General features: G+C 72.2%; 14 protein-coding genes and 1 tRNA gene. 5 read left to right on the top strand and 10 right to left on the bottom strand.

Features of this window, described 5'->3' with window-relative positions; translation table 11 throughout:
* Positions 1-10: 10 nt before the first annotated feature.
* Positions 11-1,441, top strand: coding sequence for a pyruvate kinase (gene pyk, locus ACIGZJ_RS02580; protein WP_392927831.1), 1,431 nt, complete (start codon positions 11-13; stop codon positions 1,439-1,441).
* 39 nt (positions 1,442-1,480) lie between these two features.
* Here pyk and ACIGZJ_RS02585 read toward each other — a convergent pair whose 3' ends face one another.
* Positions 1,481-2,254, bottom strand: a complete 774-nt coding sequence (locus ACIGZJ_RS02585) for a transcriptional regulator (protein WP_396455544.1) — start codon at positions 2,252-2,254, stop codon at positions 1,481-1,483.
* A gap of 118 nt (positions 2,255-2,372) precedes the next feature.
* Positions 2,373-2,446, bottom strand: a tRNA-Leu gene (locus ACIGZJ_RS02590).
* 70 nt (positions 2,447-2,516) lie between these two features.
* Here ACIGZJ_RS02590 and ACIGZJ_RS02595 point away from each other — a divergent pair.
* Positions 2,517-3,200 (top strand): ANTAR domain-containing response regulator, encoded by a 684-nt coding sequence (locus ACIGZJ_RS02595; RefSeq protein ID WP_396455545.1) that lies wholly within the window; start codon positions 2,517-2,519, stop codon positions 3,198-3,200.
* A 72-nt stretch (positions 3,201-3,272) separates the two neighbouring features.
* Here the strand turns inward: ACIGZJ_RS02595 and ACIGZJ_RS02600 are convergent, their stop codons facing one another.
* The 6 genes from ACIGZJ_RS02600 to ACIGZJ_RS02625 all read right to left on the bottom strand — a co-directional run bounded on the left by ACIGZJ_RS02600 (position 3,273) and on the right by ACIGZJ_RS02625 (position 10,262).
* Positions 3,273-3,989, bottom strand: a complete 717-nt coding sequence (locus ACIGZJ_RS02600) for an ABC transporter ATP-binding protein (RefSeq protein WP_392927836.1) — start codon at positions 3,987-3,989, stop codon at positions 3,273-3,275.
* Positions 3,986-4,828 (bottom strand): ABC transporter ATP-binding protein, encoded by an 843-nt coding sequence (locus ACIGZJ_RS02605; protein WP_396455746.1) that lies wholly within the window; start codon positions 4,826-4,828, stop codon positions 3,986-3,988. Before ACIGZJ_RS02605 ends, ACIGZJ_RS02600 begins: the two co-directional genes overlap by 4 nt.
* 8 nt (positions 4,829-4,836) lie before the next feature.
* On the bottom strand, positions 4,837-6,771 hold the full coding sequence (locus tag ACIGZJ_RS02610) for a branched-chain amino acid ABC transporter permease (protein ID WP_396455747.1): 1,935 nt from the start codon (positions 6,769-6,771) through the stop codon (positions 4,837-4,839).
* Positions 6,772-6,776: 5 nt separating this feature from the next.
* Positions 6,777-7,706: a branched-chain amino acid ABC transporter permease gene (locus ACIGZJ_RS02615; RefSeq protein ID WP_392927838.1), complete on the bottom strand. Its 930-nt coding sequence runs from the start codon at positions 7,704-7,706 to the stop codon at positions 6,777-6,779.
* Between the two features lie 130 nt (positions 7,707-7,836).
* Complete coding sequence (locus ACIGZJ_RS02620) at positions 7,837-9,069, bottom strand: branched-chain amino acid ABC transporter substrate-binding protein (protein ID WP_396455546.1); 1,233 nt, start codon at positions 9,067-9,069, stop codon at positions 7,837-7,839.
* 716 nt (positions 9,070-9,785) lie between these two features.
* A complete protein-coding gene (locus tag ACIGZJ_RS02625; protein WP_392927841.1) occupies positions 9,786-10,262 on the bottom strand; it encodes a PaaI family thioesterase in 477 nt (158 codons plus the stop codon).
* Positions 10,263-10,608: 346 nt separating this feature from the next.
* Between ACIGZJ_RS02625 and polA the strand changes: the two genes are divergently transcribed.
* From polA to ACIGZJ_RS02640, 3 genes are all read left to right on the top strand, one after another.
* Complete coding sequence (gene polA, locus ACIGZJ_RS02630) at positions 10,609-13,293, top strand: DNA polymerase I (protein WP_396455748.1); 2,685 nt, start codon at positions 10,609-10,611, stop codon at positions 13,291-13,293.
* A 353-nt stretch (positions 13,294-13,646) separates the two neighbouring features.
* A complete protein-coding gene (locus tag ACIGZJ_RS02635) occupies positions 13,647-14,819 on the top strand; it encodes a DUF3103 family protein (protein WP_396455547.1) in 1,173 nt (390 codons plus the stop codon).
* A gap of 129 nt (positions 14,820-14,948) precedes the next feature.
* Positions 14,949-15,722: a GNAT family N-acetyltransferase gene (locus tag ACIGZJ_RS02640; protein WP_396455548.1), complete on the top strand. Its 774-nt coding sequence runs from the start codon at positions 14,949-14,951 to the stop codon at positions 15,720-15,722.
* Positions 15,723-15,896: 174 nt separating this feature from the next.
* Here the strand turns inward: ACIGZJ_RS02640 and hrpB are convergent, their stop codons facing one another.
* Both hrpB and ACIGZJ_RS02650 read right to left on the bottom strand, forming a co-directional pair.
* Positions 15,897-18,407 carry an ATP-dependent helicase HrpB gene (gene hrpB, locus ACIGZJ_RS02645; RefSeq protein WP_396455549.1) on the bottom strand — a complete coding sequence of 837 codons (2,511 nt, stop codon included), beginning with the start codon at positions 18,405-18,407 and terminating at the stop codon, positions 15,897-15,899.
* 74 nt (positions 18,408-18,481) lie between these two features.
* Entirely contained in the window at positions 18,482-19,345 is an 864-nt protein-coding gene (locus tag ACIGZJ_RS02650; RefSeq protein WP_396455550.1) for a class I SAM-dependent methyltransferase, read from the bottom strand.
* Positions 19,346-19,555: the final 210 nt, after the last annotated feature.

Raw genomic sequence — 19,555 nt, forward strand, 5'->3', positions numbered from 1 at the left:
TCTCAGCAGTATGCGCCGAGCAAAAATCGTCTGTACTCTCGGGCCAGCCACCGACTCGTACGACCAGATCAAGGCCCTGGTCGACGCCGGGATGGACATCGCCCGCTTCAATCTGAGCCACGGCTCCCACGTCGAGCACGAGGAGCGCTACCGCCGGGTCCGCAAGGCCGCGGACGAGACCGGACGGAGCGTCGGTGTCCTCGCCGACCTTCAAGGTCCGAAGATCCGCCTGGAGACCTTCGCCGAAGGTCCCGTACTTCTCGAACGCGGCGACGAGTTCACGATCTCCACCGACAAGGGCGTCGTCGGGGATCAGAACATCTGCGGCACCACCTACGCGGGCCTCGCCGCGGACGTCGCGCGCGGCGAGCGGATCCTGGTCGACGACGGCCGGGTCACCCTGGAGGTCCTGGAGGTGGACGGGCCGCTGGTCCGCACCCTGGTCATCGAGGGCGGGCTGATCTCCGACCACAAGGGCCTCAACCTCCCCGGCGTCGCCGTCTCGGTGCCCGCGCTCAGCGACAAGGACGTCGCCGACCTGCGCTGGGCCCTGCGGACCGGCGCCGACCTGATCGCGCTCTCCTTCGTCCGCAGCGGCCGCGACATCGAGGACGTCCACCGGGTGATGGCGGAGGAGGGGCGCTTCGTCCCGGTCATCGCCAAGGTGGAGAAGCCGCAGGCGGTCGAGAACCTGGACTCCATCGTGGACGCCTTCGACGGCATCATGGTGGCGCGCGGTGACCTGGGCGTGGAGATGCCCCTCGAGCAGGTCCCGATGGTCCAGAAGCGCGCCGTCAAGCTGGCCAGGCGCAACGCCAAGCCGGTCATCGTCGCCACCCAGATGCTGGACTCGATGATCAACACCTCCCGGCCGACCCGTGCGGAGGCCTCGGACGTCGCGAACGCCGTCCTGGACGGCACGGACGCCGTGATGCTCTCCGGGGAGACCTCCGTCGGGAAGTACCCGGTCGAGACGGTCCGGACGATGGGCCGGATCATCGAGGCCGCCGAGCAGGACGTGCTGGCCGACGGCCTCCCGCCGCTGACCGCCGGCAGCAAGCCGCGCACCCAGGGCGGCGCCGTCGCCCGCGCGGCCGCGGAGATCGGCGACTTCCTGGGGGCGAAGTACCTGATCGCCTTCACCCAGTCCGGCGACACCGCCCGCCGCCTCACCCGCTACCGCTCGCCGATCCCCGTCCTCGCCTTCACCTACGAACCCGCCGTCCGCAGCCAACTCGCTCTCACCTGGGGCGTGGAGACCTTCCTCGGCCCCTTCGCCCCCACCACGGACGAGATGGTCGAGCAGGTCGACGCGGCACTGCTCTCGCTGGGCCGCTGCCAGAAGGGCGACATCGTCGTCATCACGGCCGGCTCCCCGCCCGGCCTCGCCGGCTCCACCAACCTGGTCCGCGTCCACCACGTCGGCACCCTGGACAACTGACCCCGACCACGCCTGCGCCTCCGCCCGGAGGCGCAGGCGTCAGTACTTGGGCCCGATGTGGGCGTCCATCAGGGCCACCGACGCCCTGCGGGCGACGGAGACGTTGACTGTGCCGGTGGGGCGGGTGACGGACTTCCACTGCACGCCGACGCTGTCGAGCGCGCCGGTGAAGAGGCCGATGATGTCGGTCGAGGTGTTGGTGAAGAAGTACCGCGGGTACTCGTAGCGCTTCGGGACGCCGCCGACGGTGCGGGTGGTCCGGTTGGTGATGCGGCAGCCGTCGGAGTGGATCAGGCCGCGCAGGAACTCCCAGGGGTGGGCGTCCACGATCTCCCGCTGCCAGACCGCGAGGGTGATCCGGCGCCGGTGCTTCGGGCCCGGTCCGTGCTGGGGGAAGAGGCAGGGCCAGTGCTTGCTCGTGCTGACCACGCTGGTGTACCCCGTGGCGCGGACGCGCATGACCTTGTTGTACGGCATGACGGCGGCGACAGCCCGCGCGCACTCGTCGATGAGTCCGGGCCACGCGTCGCCGCAGGCTATCCGGAGGGCGTGGACGTTGCGGCGGCCCTCGCTGATGCAGCCGTCGCCGAGGTAGAGGCCCAGGAGATACGCGTAGTCGGAGTGCGGGAGCCTCGGGTCGGGACTGCCGCGGCGTACCGGGCAGTCGGCCACTGGGCGCGGGGCCGGCATTGTTCCCGAAGTCCACGCGCGGATCGCGAATCGGGAGATTCCGGTGGCCCGGCTCACCTCGCTGAAGGTCAGCCCGGACCCATGGAGGTCGATGGCTCGCTGCCGTGTGGCCGTGTCGTACATGCGGCCGAGCCTGCAGTGCCAACGGCACGACATCCGAAAGTCGTGCGAGTCTTCATTCGAAATAATGAAGATCGCCAATCATTTTGCGATTTAGGCGACCTTGTAATCGAAAGAAAAGTACCCCGGGTGGGATTCGAACCCACGCTGGATGGTGTTTGAGACCATTGCCTCTAACCTCTGGGCTACCGGGGCATCCACAGATTCGAAGGTTGCCCCCGACCCTGCTTGAACTCAAACATACCGTGTCTGGGTACCCTCGTGCATGCAGTACCCCGCCGGAACGAGGAGCCCCGTGAGCACCGCCGACGAGCAGGCAGAGCCGCTTGAGACCGATATGCCCCAGATCACCCGAATTGTGATCGCCGAGGACGAGGCGTTGATCCGCCTCGACCTGAAGGAGATGCTCGAAGAGGAGGGGTACACCGTCGTCGGCGAGGCCGGGGACGGCGCGACGGCGCTCAAGCTGGTCGAGGAGCTGCGGCCCGACCTGGCGATCCTGGACGTGAAGATGCCCGTCCTGGACGGGCTCTCCGCCGCCGAGCAGATCCACGCGGCGCACCTGGCGCCCGTCCTGATGCTGACCGCGTTCTCGCAGCGCGAGCTGGTGGACCGGGCCCGCGACGCGGGTGCGATGGCGTACATCGTGAAGCCGTTCAGCAAGAGCGACCTCGTCCCCGCCATCGAGATGGCCGTCTCCCGGTACACCGAGATGCGGACGCTGGAGGAGGAGATCCAGGACCTCACCCAGCGGCTGGAGACCCGGAAGCTGGTGGACCGCGCGAAGAGCGTCCTGCAGACGAAGTTCGGGCTGAACGAGCCGGCCGCGTTCCGGTGGATCCAGAAGACCTCGATGGACCGTCGGATGACGATGGCCGCGGTCGCGGAGGCCGTGATCGAGGAGGGCGAGGCCCAGGACAAGAAGAAGGCCGAGGAGGCCGGGTCCTAGGGCTGGAAGACACGAGGAAGGGGCCCCGTCCGGGTGGACGGGGCCCCTTCGCCGTGCCGGGGGCGGGACCGGTCAGTCCTCGCCGAGGTAGGCCTTGCGCACGGACTCGTCGTGCAGCAGGTCCGCGCCGGTGCCCTTGAGCACGATGCGGCCGGTCTCCATCACGTAGCCGTGGTCGGAGAGCGAGAGCGCGGCCTGGGCGTTCTGCTCGACCAGCAGGATGGTGGTGCCGCTCGACTTGAGCTCGACGATGGTCGCCATGATCTTCTGCATCATCAGCGGGGAGAGCCCCATCGAGGGCTCGTCCAGCATCAGCAGCTTCGGCTGGGACATCAGCGCCCGCCCCATGGCCAGCATCTGCTGCTCGCCGCCGGAGAGGGTGCCGGCGGCCTGCTTGCGGCGCTCGCCGAGGATCGGGAAGAGGCCGTAGGCCCGCTCGACGTCCGCCGCGATGCCCGCCGTGTCGCTGCGCAGGAAGGCGCCCAGCAGCAGGTTCTCCTCGATGGTCATCCGGGGGAAGATGTGCCGGCCCTCGGGGGAGTGGGCGAGGCCGAGCGCGACGATCTTGTGGGCCGGGACGGTGGAGAGGTCCTGCCCTTCGAAGGTGATCTTCCCGCCGAGGGGCTTGAGCAGGCCGGAGAGGGTCCGCAGGGTGGTGGTCTTGCCGGCGCCGTTGGTGCCGATGAGGGTGGTGACCTCGCCCTGGTTGACGGTGAAGCTGATGCCCTTGACGGCTTCGATCTTGCCGTAGGCGACGCGGAGGTCCTCGACCTCGAGAAGTGCGGTCACTGGTCGGTCTCCGTAACGGCGGTGGTGCCTTCGAGCGGTGCACCGAGGTAGGCGGTGATGACCCGCTCGTCGTTCTGGACGGTCTCGCGGTCGCCTTCGACGATCTTCTGGCCCTGGACCAGCACGGCGGTGCGGTCGCAGAGGTTGAAGATGAACCGCATGTCGTGCTCGATGACGAGGATGGAGATGCCGCGGTCCCGGATGGCGAAGACCAGTTCCTCGGCGGCCCGGGTCTCCTGGGGGTTCATGCCGGCGGTGGGCTCGTCGAGGAGCAGCAGGCCGGGGTCGGAGGCGAGCGCCCGGGCGATCTCCAGCTTGCGCTGCTCGCCGTAGGGGAGGTTGCGGGCGAGGTGGTCGGCCTTGGCGGCGAGGCCGGTGAACTCCAGGAGCTCCATGGCCCGCGCGCGGCTCTCGGCCTCGGCGCGGTGGTAGCCGGGGCCGCGCAGGATGGCGGAGAAGAGGCCTTCCTTGGTCCGGGTGTGCCGGCCGACGAGGACGTTCTCCAGGACGGTCATGTTGGCGAACAGCCGGATGTTCTGGAAGGTCCGGGCGATGCCGGCCTGGGTGACCAGGTGGGGCTTGGGCGGAAGGACGGTGCCCCGGTAGGCGACCCGGCCCTCGGTGGGCACGTACAGGCCGGTGAGGCAGTTGAAGAAGGTGGTCTTGCCGGCGCCGTTGGGGCCGATCAGGCCGATGATCTCGCCCTCGCCGACGGTCAGCGAGACGTTGTTGACGGCGGTGAGGCCGCCGAACCGCATGGTGACGCCGGAGACCTCCAGCAGCGGCTTGGCCGGGGTGGGCGGGGTGTCGGACTGCGAGGGGGCGGTGGTGGTGGTCATCTGGCTGGTCACGCCCCTGCCTTGGTGAGGGCGACGGCGTCGCCGGAGGGCTGCGCCGGGATGGCGGCCTCGTGGAACTCCAGCTGTTGGCGCCGGTTGGGGATGAGGCCCTCGGGGCGGACCCGCATCAGCACGATGAGTGCGATGCCGAAGGCGAGCAGCTGGTAGTCGGAGAGGAACTCGAGCTTCTTCGGGATGAGGAAGAGCAGGGTGGCGCCGGCCAGCGGTCCGCTGATGGTGCCCATACCGCCGAGGATGACCGCGGCGAGCAGGAAGGCGGAGTTGGGCGGCAGGGCCTCGGCGAAGGTGTACTGGTCGGGGGTGACGGTGTAGCTGACGTGGGCCTGGACGGTTCCGGCCAGGCCGGCCAGGCAGGCGCCGAGGGCGAAGGCGAGCAGCTTGAGCCGGAAGCCGTTGATGCCCATGGCCTCGGCGGCGGTCTCGTCCTCGCGGATGGCGACCCAGGCGCGGCCGATGCGGGAGTTGCCGACCCGGGCGAAGACGAGCACGACCAGGGCGGTGACCAGCAGCATCAGCAGGTAGTAGTTGGAGAACCGGCCGAGTTCGACGCCGGCGACGACGTGCGGCTTGCCGAGGTCGAAGCCGAGGATCTGCAGGTCGGGGATCCGCGGGATGCCGTTGGAGCCGTTGGTGATCTTGGGGCCGGTGGTCCCGTTGAGGTTCAGCATGGTGATGCGGAAGATCTCGCCGAAGCCGAGGGTGACGATGGCGAGGTAGTCGCCGCGCAGCCGCAGGGTGGGGGCGCCGATCAGCACGCCGAAGACCATCGACACCACGGCGCCGGTGAGCATCGCGGCCCAGAACGGGAACTGGACGTGGATGGGGGAGGCGGGCGAGCCGGAGACCAGGGCGGCGGCGTAGGCGCCGACGCCGAGGAAGGCGACGTAGCCGAGGTCCAGCAGGCCGGCCAGGCCGACGACGATGTTCAGGCCGAGGGCGACGGTGGCGAAGATCAGGATGTTGGTGGCGACCGAGGTGTACTGGTCGCTGGTCTGGGTGAACGGGAAGCTGGCGGCGGCGGCGAAGGCGGCGCCGGTGGTGACCGGCCGGTACTTGACGGTCAGGGCGCGCAGCCGGGCCACCAGGCCGGCCTTGGCGAGGGCGGCGGCCACCGCGGCGGCCAGCAGCAGGTAGCCGGTGAACAGCTCGCCGTACTCGGTGTCGATGCCGAAGGTGATCGCGAACAGGCCGATCGCGAAGGCCGCGACGATCAGCAGGATCTCGGCCCAGGAGGGGAGTTCGCGGGGGGCGGCGACGGGGCGCTCGACGGTGCCGAGCCGCAGCCAGCTGTTGGCGAGGTGGCCGAGCTGGACGAGCAGGACGGCGCCGGTGGCGATCAGCAGGCCGCCGGCGATGGCGGTCAGCACGGGGGCGACGGGCTTGTCCTCGGGGACGGCGTGGGCGCCGAACCAGACCAGCGGTGCGACGGGCACGAGCAGGAAGAGCCGCCGGTCGAGGATGCGCAGCGGGACGCGGGTGCGCCGGTCGAGCGGCAGGGCGAGGGTGCCGGCGAGGGCGAGCAGGGAGCCGAGGGCGGCGACCCAGGCGCCGGGGTCGAGGTTGGCGAGGCCGCCGAGGTCGACCGCGATGGCGATGACGGAGAACCAGCTGACGGCGAAGGCGCCGGCGGCGGCGACGAGCACCGCGTTGTTGCTGCGGCTGGGGGCGGCCCAGCGCAGGCCGGGGACGCCCTGGGTGGCGAGCAGCAGGACGAGGGTGAGCAGGCCGCCGGTGAGGGCGAGCCACTGGAGTCCGGCGGGGGAGCCGTAGTAGGTGAGGTCGCCGGGGAAGTCCGCGGTCCAGGTCCAGGACATCAGGGCGGACGCGGTGGTGGCGAGGGCGCCGAGGCCGGTGACGAGTGCGCCGGCGCGGGGCGGGAGCGTGATGACGGGGGTGGTTTCCGTGGTGCTGGTGGTCGTCATGGTGCTCACGCCCTGTCCGCGACGCGTTCGCCGAGCAGGCCCTGGGGTCGGACGAGCAGGACGAGGATGAGGAGTACGAAGGCCCACACGTCCTTCCAGGCGCCGCCTCCGAAGAGGTGCATGCCGGGCAGGTGCTGGATGTAGCCGGTGGCGAGGCTCTCGGCGAGGCCGAGGGCGAGGCCGCCGAGCATGGCGCCGTAGATGTTGCCGATGCCGCCGAGGACGGCGGCGGTGAAGGCCTTGAGGCCGAGGATGAAGCCCATCCGGAAGTCGACCTGGCCGCTGCGCAGGCCGTAGGCGACGGCGGCGACGGCGGCGAAGGCGGCGCCGATCGCGAAGGCCATCACGATGATCCGGTCGGTGTCGATGCCCATGAGCTTCGCGGTGTCCGGGTCCTGGCTGGTGGCCTGCATGGCGCGGCCGGAGCGGGTGCGGGTGACGAACCAGCCGAGGGCGATCATGCAGAGCGGCGCGGCGATGAGCAGGAAGATGTCGCTGCGCTGGATGGTGACGGAGCCGAGCGAGAACGGGTCGCCGGGGATCTTCGGGAAGACCCGGGCCTTCTTGGCGTCGGGGTAGAACGAGAAGACGAGCTGCTGGAGGAGGATCGACAGGCCGATCGCGGTGATCAGCGGGGCGAGTCGGGGTGCGGTGCGCAGCGGCCGGTAGGCGAAGCGCTCGGCGGCGACGGCGGTGAGCGTGGAGACCAGGATGCCGGCGAGCAGCATCAGCGGTAGGGCCAGCCAGAGTGTGGTGCCGCCGGGGAGGGCGAGGTAGGCGGTCAGGGCGCCGAAGCCGCCGACCATGACGATCTCGCCGTGGGCGAAGTTGATGAGCTGGACGATGCCGTAGACCATCGTGTAGCCGATCGCGACGAGCCCGTAGAGGGCGCCGAGGATCAGGCCGTTGGCCAGCTGCTGCGGTAGGTCGTGCACCGCTGGGCCTCCGTTGTGCGTTGCGTGGGGTCCGCGTGGGTGGGGGATGTGGGCACGCGCGGGGGCACTGGTGGCGCCCCCGCGCGGGGTTTTTCCGACGTGCCGGGCCGGTTCTGACGTGTGGTCAGGTTCAGCCGTTGAACGTGCCGGACTTCTCCACGGCCCACTTGCCGTCCTTGACGGCGTAGACGGTGAGCTGCTTGTTGGTGGTGTCGCCGAACTCGTCGAAGGAGACCTTGCCGGTGACGCCGTCGAAGGCGACCTTCTGGACGGCCTCGACGACCTTGGCGCGGGGGTTGTCGGGGAGCTTGCCGCCGTTGGCGGCCACGACGGCCTTGACGCCCTGGATGATGGCCCAGCCACTGTCGTAGGAGTAGCCGCCGTAGGTCTCGTAGGCGTCCTTGTAGCCGGCGCTCTTGTAGTCGGCGATGAACTTGGCCGCGGTGGGGAGCTGCTCGACGGGCAGGCCGACGGCGGTGGCGTAGTCGCCCTGGCTCTTGGGGTTGAGCTTGATGAAGTCGCCGCTCTGGATGCCGTCGCCGCCCATCAGGGGGATGTTGACGCCGGCCTCCTTGAGCTGGAGGGAGAGCGGGCCGGCGGCGGGGTACTCGCCGCCGTAGTAGACCGCCTCGGCGCCGGAGGACCTGACCTTGGTGACGACGGCGGCGAAGTCGCGGTCGTCGGGGTTGACGTGCTCCTCGTTGACGATGGTGCCGCCGTTCTTGATGAACTGGGCCTTGAAGGTGGCGGCGAGGCCGGCGCCGTAGGTCTTCTGGTCGTCGATGAGGAAGACCTTGGTCTTCTTGGCGTCCTTCGCGAGGAAGTCGGCGGCGAAGGGGCCCTGGACGGCGTCGGTGGTGGCGGTGCGGAAGTAGGACTTGAAGGGGCGGGCCTTGACGCCGCTGGCCCACTTCTCGCCCTGGCTGAGGGCGACGCCGGTGTTGGCGGGGGAGATCTGGACGAGGTTGGCGTCGTTGAAGATCTGCTGCATGGACTGGGCGACGCTGGAGTTCAGCGGGCCGACGACGCCGATGACGTCCTTGTCGGCGACCAGCTGGGTGGCGTTCTGCTGCCCGGGGGCGGGCTTGCCGGTGTCGTCCAGGGCCTTGATCTGGAACTTGACGCCGGGCACCTCGTTCTTCTCGTTGGCCTGCTTGACGGCGAGCTCCACGGAGTTGCGGATGCCGAGGCCGAGTGCGGAGAGGTCGCCGCTGAGCGGGGCGTCGATGCCGATGGTGACGGTGGTGGTGGCCCCGGCGTTGTTGCCGTCGCCCGACTTCTTCTCGCCGCGGGAGCCGCACGCGGTGAGGCTGAGGGCGCCGATCACGGCAATGCTCACGACAACAGCTGAACGATGACGCACGAGGGTCCCCTTCGGTTCAGGTAGGCGCCGCGCCGGAGTGGCGGGAGCCGGGATGCGCGATGGGCCTGGCCCAATCCGGTGGCGCGGTGACTGGCCGTGACTCTAGATGCCCCTGGGCGGCTCTGGCAGTGGTGCGGCGAGGCTGTGATTCTCTTGTTATGAGCACACGGAGCAGTTGTCTCAGCATGTGGTCGTTCTGGCTCGAAGAACCCTGCGCTGTCGGGGTTCTACTCGCTGGTAGGTGGCTGTAAGGCCCAGAAATGGGCGTTACTCCTGGCCTCTCCGATAATCGGACACGACTATCCGCCGTGCTGGTTTCGGGCGTGTGCGTCCGAATATCGGACGATTGCCGGAATGACCGTCCGCTCCCGCGTGGCCGGGGCCTCGGGAGTCGCCAAAAGCTTGGATTTCCTAGCTGTTACGCAGTGTTACATTCCCGGAAGTGAGTAGACATGCCACCGCCCCCTTGTCTGGACCAACGCCTGCCCAGGGCAGTCGAAGGTCAAACAAGGGGGCGGGTAAGGGATTTGATGATCGGTCGGGTGGCTGACCCTGCATCGGGTGGCCGTCCTCGCCGACGACACGGTGTCAGGTTTGCGGGCAGATTCGATCAGATCCGGTCGAACCTGCTCGGATCTTCACCCGGATCGCTGGCCGGATCGCTGCCGCCGGGGTCCCCGTCCGGGTCCCGGCCCGGGTCCTGTCCGGGCCGCCGCTCAGAGGTCGCGGAGCATGCAGGTCAGCCGGCAGCTGGTGATCCGCTTGCCGGTGTCGTCGGTGATCGCGATCTCGTAGGTGGCGGCGGTGCGGCCCTTGAAGACGGCGGTCGCCACCGCGGTGACCAGGCCGGAGGTGGCCGAGCGGTGGTGGGTGGCGTTCAGGTCCACGCCCACCGCGTACCGGCCCGGGCCGGCGTGCAGCATCGCGCCGACCGAGCCGAGCGTCTCGGCGAGCGCCGCCGAGGCGCCGCCGTGCAGCAGCCCGTACGGCTGCTGGTTGCCCTCGACCGGCATGGTGCCGACCACCCGGTCCGGGGAGGCCTCGACGATCCGGATGCCCAGCTTCTCGCCGAGGTGGCCGCCGGAGAAGGTGGCCGGGTCGACGCCGAGCTTGGCGAAGTGGTCCAGCACCTCCTGCGGCACCTTCAGGACGGGGGCGCCGGCGGGGGTCGCGTCGGGGGCCGCTTCGGTCATGGGGGAGCTCCTGCCGCTCGGGATCACGTCATCGTGCTGCCAGTGATCGTACGACCGTCCTACTCGGCGGTAGTGATCGCGTTGGAGGGTGGCGTGGCGCCCGCTGCGGACCCGGCGCGCGCCACGCTCCGCACCCGCCGGGCACCGGGCCCGCCGCGCGTCACCCGCCGCCGTGCGCGCCCGGCCCGCCGACCGCCCCGCGCCCGGCCTGCACGGCGCCCCTTTTGTCGGTGCCGGGCCATAGGATCGGTGGCCGGTAGTGGAATCGGCAGGAACGGACGTTGACGTGGCTACGCAGAGTACGGACAAGGGCGCGGCGGGTGGCGGCGGGGCGCGGCCCCGGCTGATGCTGCTCGACGGGCACTCGATGGCCTACCGGGCGTTCTACGCGCTGCCCGTGGAGAACTTCAACACCTCCACCGGTCAGCCCACCAACGCGGTGTACGGCTTCGCCTCGATGCTCGCCAACACCGTCCGGGACGAGCAGCCCACCCACCTCGCGGTGGCCTTCGACCTCTCCCGGCAGACCTTCCGCTCCGTCGAGTTCCCCGACTACAAGGCCAACCGCGCCAAGACGCCGGACGAGTTCCGCAGCCAGGTCGGCCTGATCGGCGAGCTGCTGGACGCCATGCACGTCCAGCGGCTGACGGCCGAGGGCTTCGAGGCCGACGACATCATCGCCACCCTGGCCACCGCCGCCGAGGCGGCCGGCTTCGACGTCGACATCGTCACCGGGGACCGCGACTCGCTCCAGCTGGTCACCGAGCACATCACCGTCCTCTACCCCACCAAGGGCGTCTCGGAGCTGACCCGCTACACCCCGGAGAAGGTCGCCGAGAAGTACGGCGTCACGCCCCGCCAGTACCCCGACCTCGCCGCGCTGCGCGGCGACCCGTCCGACAACCTGCCCGGCATCCCCGGCGTCGGCGAGAAGACGGCCGCCAAGTGGGTCAACCAGTTCGGCTCCTTCGACGAACTCGTCGCCCGCGCCGACGAGGTGAAGGGCAAGATCGGCGAGAAGCTGCGCGAGCACCTCGACTCCGTCAAGCGCAACCGGGTCCTCACCGAACTGGTCCGCGACGTCGAACTCCCGCTCGGCGTCGACGACCTGGGCCGCGCCGCGTTCGACCGCGAGGCCGTCGCCACCCTGATGGAGTCGCTGGAGTTCCGCAACGCCAACTTCCGCGACCGCGTGTACGGCATCGACCCGGCCGCCGCGGAGCCCGAGGCCGCCGCCGAGCTCGCCCCCGGCGTCGACGTCGACGGCGAACTCCTCACCGACCCGGGCACGTTGGCCGGCTGGCTGCGCGAGCACGCGGCCGGCAAGGCGCCGGTCGCGCTCGCCGCGGTCTACCAGTGGTCGCTCGGCACCGGCGAGGTCACCGAGATCGCCCTCGCCGCCGGGGAGGCCGCCGCCTGGTTCGACCCGGCCCTGCTCGCCGAGGAGGACGAGCGCGCCTTCGCCGACTGGCTCGCCGACCCGGCCGCCCCCAAGGCCCTGCACATCGCCAAGCAGGTCATGCGGGCCTTCGCCGAGCGCGGCTGGCGGATCGAGGGCGTCGTCGCCGACACCGCCCTCGCCGCCTACCTGGAGAAGCCCGGCCGGCGCACCTTCACCCTGGAGGTGCTCGCCGAGGAGTACCTGGCCCGCTCGCTCACCCCGGCCCCCGCCGCCGAGAGCGGCCAACTCTCCTTCGACGCACCGGAGGAGGACGCCACCGCCGGCGCCAACGCGCTGATGCTCCAGGCCCGCGCCGTGCTCGACCTCGCCGCGCTGTTCGACACCCGCCTCGCCGAGGCCGGTGCCACCGAGCTGCTGCGCGACATGGAGCTGCCGATCGCCGCCCTGCTGGCCCGCATCGAGCGCACCGGCATCGCCGCCGACCGCGCCTGGCTCACCGGCCTGGAGGCCCAGTTCGCCACCGAGATCCAGCGCGTGGTGGAGGAGGCGCACGCCGCCGCCGGCCACGAGTTCAACCTCGGCTCGCCCAAGCAGCTCCAGGAGATCCTCTTCGGCGAGCTGGCCCTGCCCAAGACCAAGAAGATCAAGACCGGCTACACCACCGACGCCGACGCCCTCACCTGGCTCGCCACCCAGACCGACAACGAACTGCCGGTCATCCTGCTGCGCCACCGCGACCAGGCCAAGCTGCGCACCACCGTCGAGGGCCTGCTCAAGACGGTCTCCCCGGCCGGGCGCATCCACACCACCTTCAACCAGATGGTCGCCGCAACCGGCCGGCTCTCCTCGCAGGACCCGAACCTGCAGAACATCCCCGTGCGCACCGAGGAGGGCCGGGCCATCCGCCGGGCCTTCATCGTCGGCGAGGGCTACGAGTCGCTGCTCACCGCCGACTACTCGCAGATCGAGCTGCGCATCATGGCCCACCTCTCCGAGGACGAGGCCCTGCTGGAGGCCTTCGCCACCGGCGAGGACCTGCACACCACGGTGGCCTCCCAGGTCTTCGAGGTCCCGGGCGACGCGGTGGACGCCGAGATGCGCCGCAAGATCAAGGCGATGTCCTACGGCCTGGCGTACGGCCTCTCCGCGTACGGGCTCTCGCAGCAGCTGGGCATCAAGCCCGGCGAGGCGCAGGGCCTGATGGACACCTACTTCGAGCGCTTCGGCGGCGTGCGCGACTACCTGCGCCGGGTCGTCGACGAGGCCCGCGCCACGGGCTACACCGAGACCCTGCTCGGCCGCCGCCGCTACCTGCCGGACCTCAACAGCGACAACCGCCAGCGCCGCGAGATGGCCGAGCGGATGGCCCTCAACGCCCCCATCCAGGGCTCGGCCGCCGACATCGTCAAGATCGCCATGCTCCGGGTGGACGAGGCGCTGACCGCGGCCGGCCTGAACTCCCGGATGCTGCTCCAGGTGCACGACGAAATCGTGCTGGAGGTCGCCCCCGGCGAGCGCGAGCAGGTCGAGGCGGTCGTCCGCGAGCAGATGGCCGGCGCCTACCCGCTGCGCGCCCCGCTCGACGTCTCGGTCGGCGTCGGCGCCGACTGGGAGGCCGCCGCGCACTGACGCCACCCCGCCGGCCCGTGGGCGCCCGACCGGTCCGGTCGGGCGCCCACGGGCTTTGGCGGCCCGCGTCGCCTCCGGTGCCCCCCGGACCGCGACCCGGGCCGGAGGGCAGGACCTGAGCGCCCTTCCGGAAATCGCGGTGCGCCCCGGGGGTTGATCCCGCGTCAGGGAACCCCTTCACTTGTCATGGCACCGACGCGCATGATCACGGCGTGGCGCCGTCCGGCCCTTTGCGTCGCCGCTGTGCCTGCTCGACCGCTGTGCCTGCTCGGCCGCTGTGTCTGCCTGACCGCTCCGCCCGCTCGACCGCTCTGATGCTCCGACGCCTCACCCGACGAGTCTGGAGACCCCTCATGCCCCTGCCCCGCTCGCGGCGCGCCCTCGTGGCGCTCGCGGCCCTGCCCCTGCTCGCGCTCGCCGCGGGCCAGGCCGTGGCCGCCCCGATATCCGCCCCCGCCGCTCCCGTCGCCCCCGCGGCCGCCACCCGGGCGTCCGCCACCCAGGTGTCCGCGATCGAGGACGAGGTCGCCCGCACCCTGGCCACCTCCCTCACCGACTCCGCGCTGCGCGACCGACTGCGGTCCGCGACCGCGAGTGCGCCGGCCGGCGCCGCCGACCTCGGCCCGCTGGCCGCCGCCGCCCAGGGCCCCGCCGCCCGCGGGCTCGCCGCCGCCGCCGCCGGCGCGGACCGCCGGATCGCCGCCGCCAAGGGCCTCGGCGCCGAGCTCGGCCCGCTGCTGCGGGTCCAGTTGGCCGATCCGTCGATGCGGGCCGCCCTGGACGCGGGCGCGGCGCCGCTGGTGGCCACCGCCGTCGCCGACGACCACGCCCGCACCATCCGCGCCTACGACACCGCGGGCCGGGCCCACGCCCTGGACGCGGGGGCGGTGCCCGGGCAGCCGGTCTACCTGGTGGACATCGACACGGCCAAGACACTGGCCGCCGGAATCGCCGTCCTCCAGCGGGAGTTCGGCGCGCGCGGCCTCGACTCCACCGGTCTGGCCGCCAAGGGCCCCGACGCGGCGCAGGCCGCCGGCGGCTGGTGGGGCACCAAGATCACCTCGGTCCGGGTGAACGACGACGAGGAGCCCTGGTTCAAGGGCGCCGCCGAGATGTTCAGCCTGGTGAGCGGCTTCGGCCAGGACGGCAAGGTCCGGGTCGACTCGGTCGCCATGCCGTACCTCCAGTACGACGGCACGGTGTACTACCCGAACCAGATCCTGGTGAACTGGTCGAACTACAAGTACAACCTGGCCGACGTCGTCCTGATGGAGGACGACGGCGACACCAACTACCTGGCCCTCGCCCAGGCCGTGGCCGCCGTCCTGCTCACCATCGCCGACCAGGGCGCCTACATCCCGCTGGTCAACGCCGTCCTGGCGGCCCTGCCCACCTCGTGGTGGACGGACGACCCGGACTACGTGGAGTCCTGGTACACGCTCGCCCGCACCAGCACCGGCCGCCTCAACGGCGCCCGCGGCAACGGCTGGATGACCGTCGAGCCGTACTGGGTCAGCCAGCTCTGAACCGTCGCACCTCCCCTGCCGGGCCGGCGTCGCGCATCGGTGCGCTTCGTCGGCCCGGCGGCTGAAGAACGGCTGACGAGCGGCTGAAGACCCGTGTGGCGGGGACGATTTCGTACTACCGTGGGCACGATGACCATGGAATCGACTTCGATCGACCGGCCCGCCTCCCTGGCCGAGGCGCCGACGCTCCAGGCCCGCAACTCCGCCGCCTTCTGGACCGCGACCGGTCTAACCCGGGGGCACGAGGTGATCCGGCGCCGCGGGTTCGTCGCCGTCGACGGCGACGAACGCGCGGGCCTGCGGATCCTGGTCCAGGAGCCCGACCTCGACCCGGGCGAAGCGGCCGAGTTGAGCGGGCTGACCCGCCGCGCCGCGGGCTCCGTGACCGTCGAGGACCCGTTCGGCTCCACGGACCTGAGCCACCTGGGCATGCGCACCTGGCAGATGCCGATCATGCTGCGCCTGCCCGGCCCCGTCGCCGACCCGGCACTGGACGTGACCCGGGTGCGGCGGCCCGAGGACCTCCAGGTGGCCGAGCGGGTCGTGATCGAGGGCTTCGAACTGGACGGCTTCGAGCCCCACCGTCCCGGCGAGCTCTTCCCGACCGCGCTGATCGAACAGCCGGGGGTGGACGTGTTCGTCGCCTCGGTCGACGGCGTGGCCGCGGGAGCCGGCGTGAGCGTCCTGGCCGACGGCGTCGCCAGCCACTACTGGATCGCCACCTCCTCGGCCTTCCGCTCCCGCGGCGTGGGCCGCGCCGTCATGCTCGGCGCCCTCGCCCACCTGGCGGACCTCCCGGCCACCCTCACCGCCTCGAAGCTGGGCCGCCCGCTCTACGAGTCGCTGGGCTACACCGTGGCATCGCCCTCGACCTGGTGGGCCTCGCCGTCCGGGACGGCGTAGCACCGGAGCCCGCCCACCCGCGGTGCCGGCGCCGCACGGGAAGTCGGTGGCGCCGACTTCCCGTGCGCGGAGGGCGGGTGGCCGAAACCGACGGGCCGCCGATGCGCCCGGACATCCGCAGGGGGCCGGCCGCCCGGCGTTGTGGGGAGTTCCCCGTGGTGCGCCGGCCGAGGCTCACTTCCGGGCGTTGGTGCGCTTGGTCGGCTCGGCCGTGGTGGGGTCCTCAGGCCAGGGGTGGCGGGGGTAGCGGCCTCGGAGGTCTGCGCGGACGGCCTGGTAGCCGTTCTGCCAAAACCCCTCCAGGTCACCGGTGATGGCGGCGGGTCGGCCGGCGGGGGACAGCAGCTGCACGGTGAGCGGTACCCGCCCGCCGGCCAGGGCCGGGGCGGCCTTCCATCCGAAGAGCTCCTGCAACTTGACGGCCAGCACCGGGCGCCCGGTGCTGTAGTCGACCCGGATCCTCGAGCCGGTGGGCACGGTGATGCGTTCGGGGGCCAACTCCTCCAGGCGGCCGGCCTGGCCGCTCGCCCAGGGGAGCAGGCGTTGCAGGGCGTCGGTCGTGTTGATCCTCGCGAGGTCGGCGCGGCGGCGGGCGCGGGAGAGTTCGGGTTCCAGCCACTCGTCGGCGCGTTCCAGCAGGGCGGTGTCGGAGACGTCGGGCCAGGGGTCGCCGATGGCGGTGCGGAGGAAGGCGAGGCGTTCGCGCAGGTTGGACGGGAACGTCAGCAGAGTGCCGACGCCTTCGCGGGTGAGCCCTTCGAGGACGGCGGCACGGACGAGGGCCCGGTCGGGGCGGCCGAGCGGCTTCTCGGTGAGTTCGACGGCACCGAGGGATTCCACCTGTCGGGAGACGACCTCGCCCCGCCGGGTGTCCCAGTGGACTTCGGCGCGGTCGGTGAGCAGCGGCGCGCCCGCGGTCAGGGCGGTGTCCTCGTCGAGTGCGGCGGCGTGCAGGATCCGGGCGGAGTGCGCGCCCGCGGGGCGGTCGGCGGCGGCGACGGCGAGCCAGGGGAGGGCGCCGAGGGCGGTCCCGGGGGCGAGTTCGGCGGCCGTCCCCGAGGCCATCAGGTAGGGGCTGCGCTCGCCGGGGGCGGGCCGGTCGACGCGGGCGCGGGCGATGCGTTCGGGGAAGGCGAGGGCGACGACGAGGCCGACGGCCGTGGCGTCGGAGAGGTCGGTGGCCGGCTGGTCGGAGGTGGCGCGCAGGAGTCGGCGGACTTCGTCGCGCCAGCGCCCGGCGTAGGGGTCGCGGGAGGTGCGGACGAGGCGCCAGGCCGCGCCGAGGTCGTCGCCGAGGGCGCGCGGCGGTTCCTCGGAGAGCAGGGCGACCACTTCGGCGGCCCGCCGGGCGCCGACGGCGGGTGCGCCGTCGACCAGGGCGCGGGCGAGCCGGGGGTGCAGGCCGGTGCGGGCGAGCCGGACGCCGCGCGCGGTGGCCCGGCCGTCGGCGGAGACGGCCCCGAGGGCGTGCAGGGTCTGCCGGGCGGCGGCCATCGCGCCGGCCGGCGGCCGGTCGGGCAGGGCGAGGGAGGCGGCGTCCGGGTCGCCCCAGCAGGCGGCCTGGAGGGCGAACGGGGTGAGGTCGGCGAGCGCGATCTCGGGGGTGGGGTAGCGGGCGGCGAGGGCGTCCTCGGCCTCGGCCCAGCAGCGGTAGACGGTGCCGGGGGCCTCGCGGCCGGCCCGGCCGGCGCGCTGGCGGGCGGCGGCCAGCGAGGCGCGGACGGTGACCAGGCCGGCCAGGCCGCGGGCGTGGTCGGTGCGCGGCTCGCGGGCGAGTCCGGCGTCGACCACGACCCGCACGCCCGGCACGGTGAGCGAGGACTCGGCGACGGCGGTGGCCAGCACCACCCGCCGTCCGTCGCCCGCGGTCAGCGCCGCGTCCTGCACCGCCTGTGGTGCGCGGCCGTGCAGTTGCAGCACCTCGGCCGGCGCTCCGGCGAGCAGCCCGGCGACGCGGGTGATCTCGCCGACGCCGGGCAGGAAGCAGAGCACGTCGCCGTCGCGTTCGGCGAGGGCCCGCCGGACGGTGGCGGCGACGTGTTCGAGCAGTGCCGGGTCGACCCGGGTGCCGTGGGCGGGGCGGACGGCGCGCGGCGGCGGGGCCCAGACGGTCCCGACCGGGTGGGCGGTGCCGTGTGCCTCCACCACCTCGGCGCCGCCGAGCAGGTCCGCCCAGGCCGCGGTGTCGGAGGTGGCCGAGGCGCAGACGACGCCCAGCTCGGGGCGCAGCGCGGCCCGGACGTCCAGCAGGAAGGCGAGCGCGGTGTCGGCGTCCAGGTGCCGCTCGTGGCACTCGTCCAGGACGACGACGTCGACGCCGGGGAGCTCCTGGTCGCGCTGGAGCCGCTGGAGGAGCACGCCGGTGGTGACCACCTCGACGACCGTCCCCGGCCCGACCCGCCGATCGCCGCGCACGGTGTAGCCGACCTCGGCGCCGACGGCCGAGCCGAGCAGCCAGGCCATCCGGCGGGCGGCCGCCCGGACGGCCAGCCGGCGCGGCTCGGCGACCAGCACCCGGCGGGGCGGTCGGCCGTCACCGAGGAGGCCGGCCAGCGCCAGCGGCACCAGCGTGGTCTTGCCGGTGCCGGGCGGGGCGGCCAGCACGGCGGTCCCGTGCTCGTCGAGCGCGCGGTGCAGGGCGGGCAGGGCGGTACGGACGGGCAGTTCGCGCCAGGCGGGGTTCACCCGGACAGTCTCCCCGACCGGCAGGTCGCGCCCACAGGTCACACCCCGCCGGTCCCGCCGGCCGCTCCCGCCCGTCAGTCCCGCTCCGCGACGAAGATCGCCGTCCCCGGGATCAGCCGTCCGCGCAGCGGCGACCAGCCGCCCCACTCCTGTTCGTGGCCCTCCGGCCACTGCGGCTCGACCAGGTCCAGCAGCCGGAACCCGGCGCCGACCAGCTCGCGCACCCGGTCCCCGAGCGTGCGGTGGTGCTCGACGTAGGTGGCCCGGCCCTGCTCGTCCTGCTCGACGTACGGGGTGCGGTCGAAGTAGGACGCGGTGGCGGTCAGCCCCTCGACGCCCGGCTCGTCAGGGAACGCCCAGCGGATCGGGTGGGTCACCGAGAAGACCCAGCGCCCGCCGGGCCGCAGCACCCGGTGCACCTCGCGCATCAGGGCGGCGGTGTCGGCGCTGAACGGCACCGCGCCGTACGCCGAGCACACCAGGTCGAAGGAGCGGTCCGCGAAGGGCAGCACCGCCGCGTCCGCCTGCACCACCGGGACGGGGGCCAGGCCCCGGGAGAGGTCGATCCGCCGGGAGTGCTGGAGCTGGCGGAAGGAGATGTCCAGCGCCACCGCCCGGGCGCCGCGCCCGGCCAGCCAGCGCGAGCACTGGGCGGCGCCGGCGCCGAGCTCCAGCACGTCCTTGCCGGCCAGCTCCGCCGGGTCGCCGAGCAGCTTGGCGTCGGCCTCGTCCAGGCCCTCCGGGCACCAGGTGAACCGGTCGTCGCCGAGGAACTCGCCGTGTTCGTCCTGGTACTCGTCCGCGTTGCGGTCCCACCAGTGGCGGCTGGCCCGGCTGCTCTCGCCCGCCTCGGCCTCGCGCCTTAGCGCGTCGTCGCCGTCGTCGTCAAGATCATGCAGGTCGGACTGGGGGGTGGTGGCCACGGTGATAATGCCCATCGCGTAGGGTGTGGTCTGCGGAAGCGCCGCTGCCGCGAACCGGCCCGTCAAGGGCCCGGATCCTGGCGGTGGCATCCGGGGAAGGGCATCCTGCGGCCGCCACCATGAGGTGCGCAGTCGGAGGATATGGCCTGATCCATACCGGCCTCCACCGTCTTGACGCCCTTGGCGTTGACCGTGCCTGGCCGTCCCCGTATGCTACAAGTTGCG

The sequence above is a fragment of the Kitasatospora sp. NPDC052868 genome (assembly GCF_044547105.1).
GTDB lineage: Bacteria > Actinomycetota > Actinomycetes > Streptomycetales > Streptomycetaceae > Kitasatospora.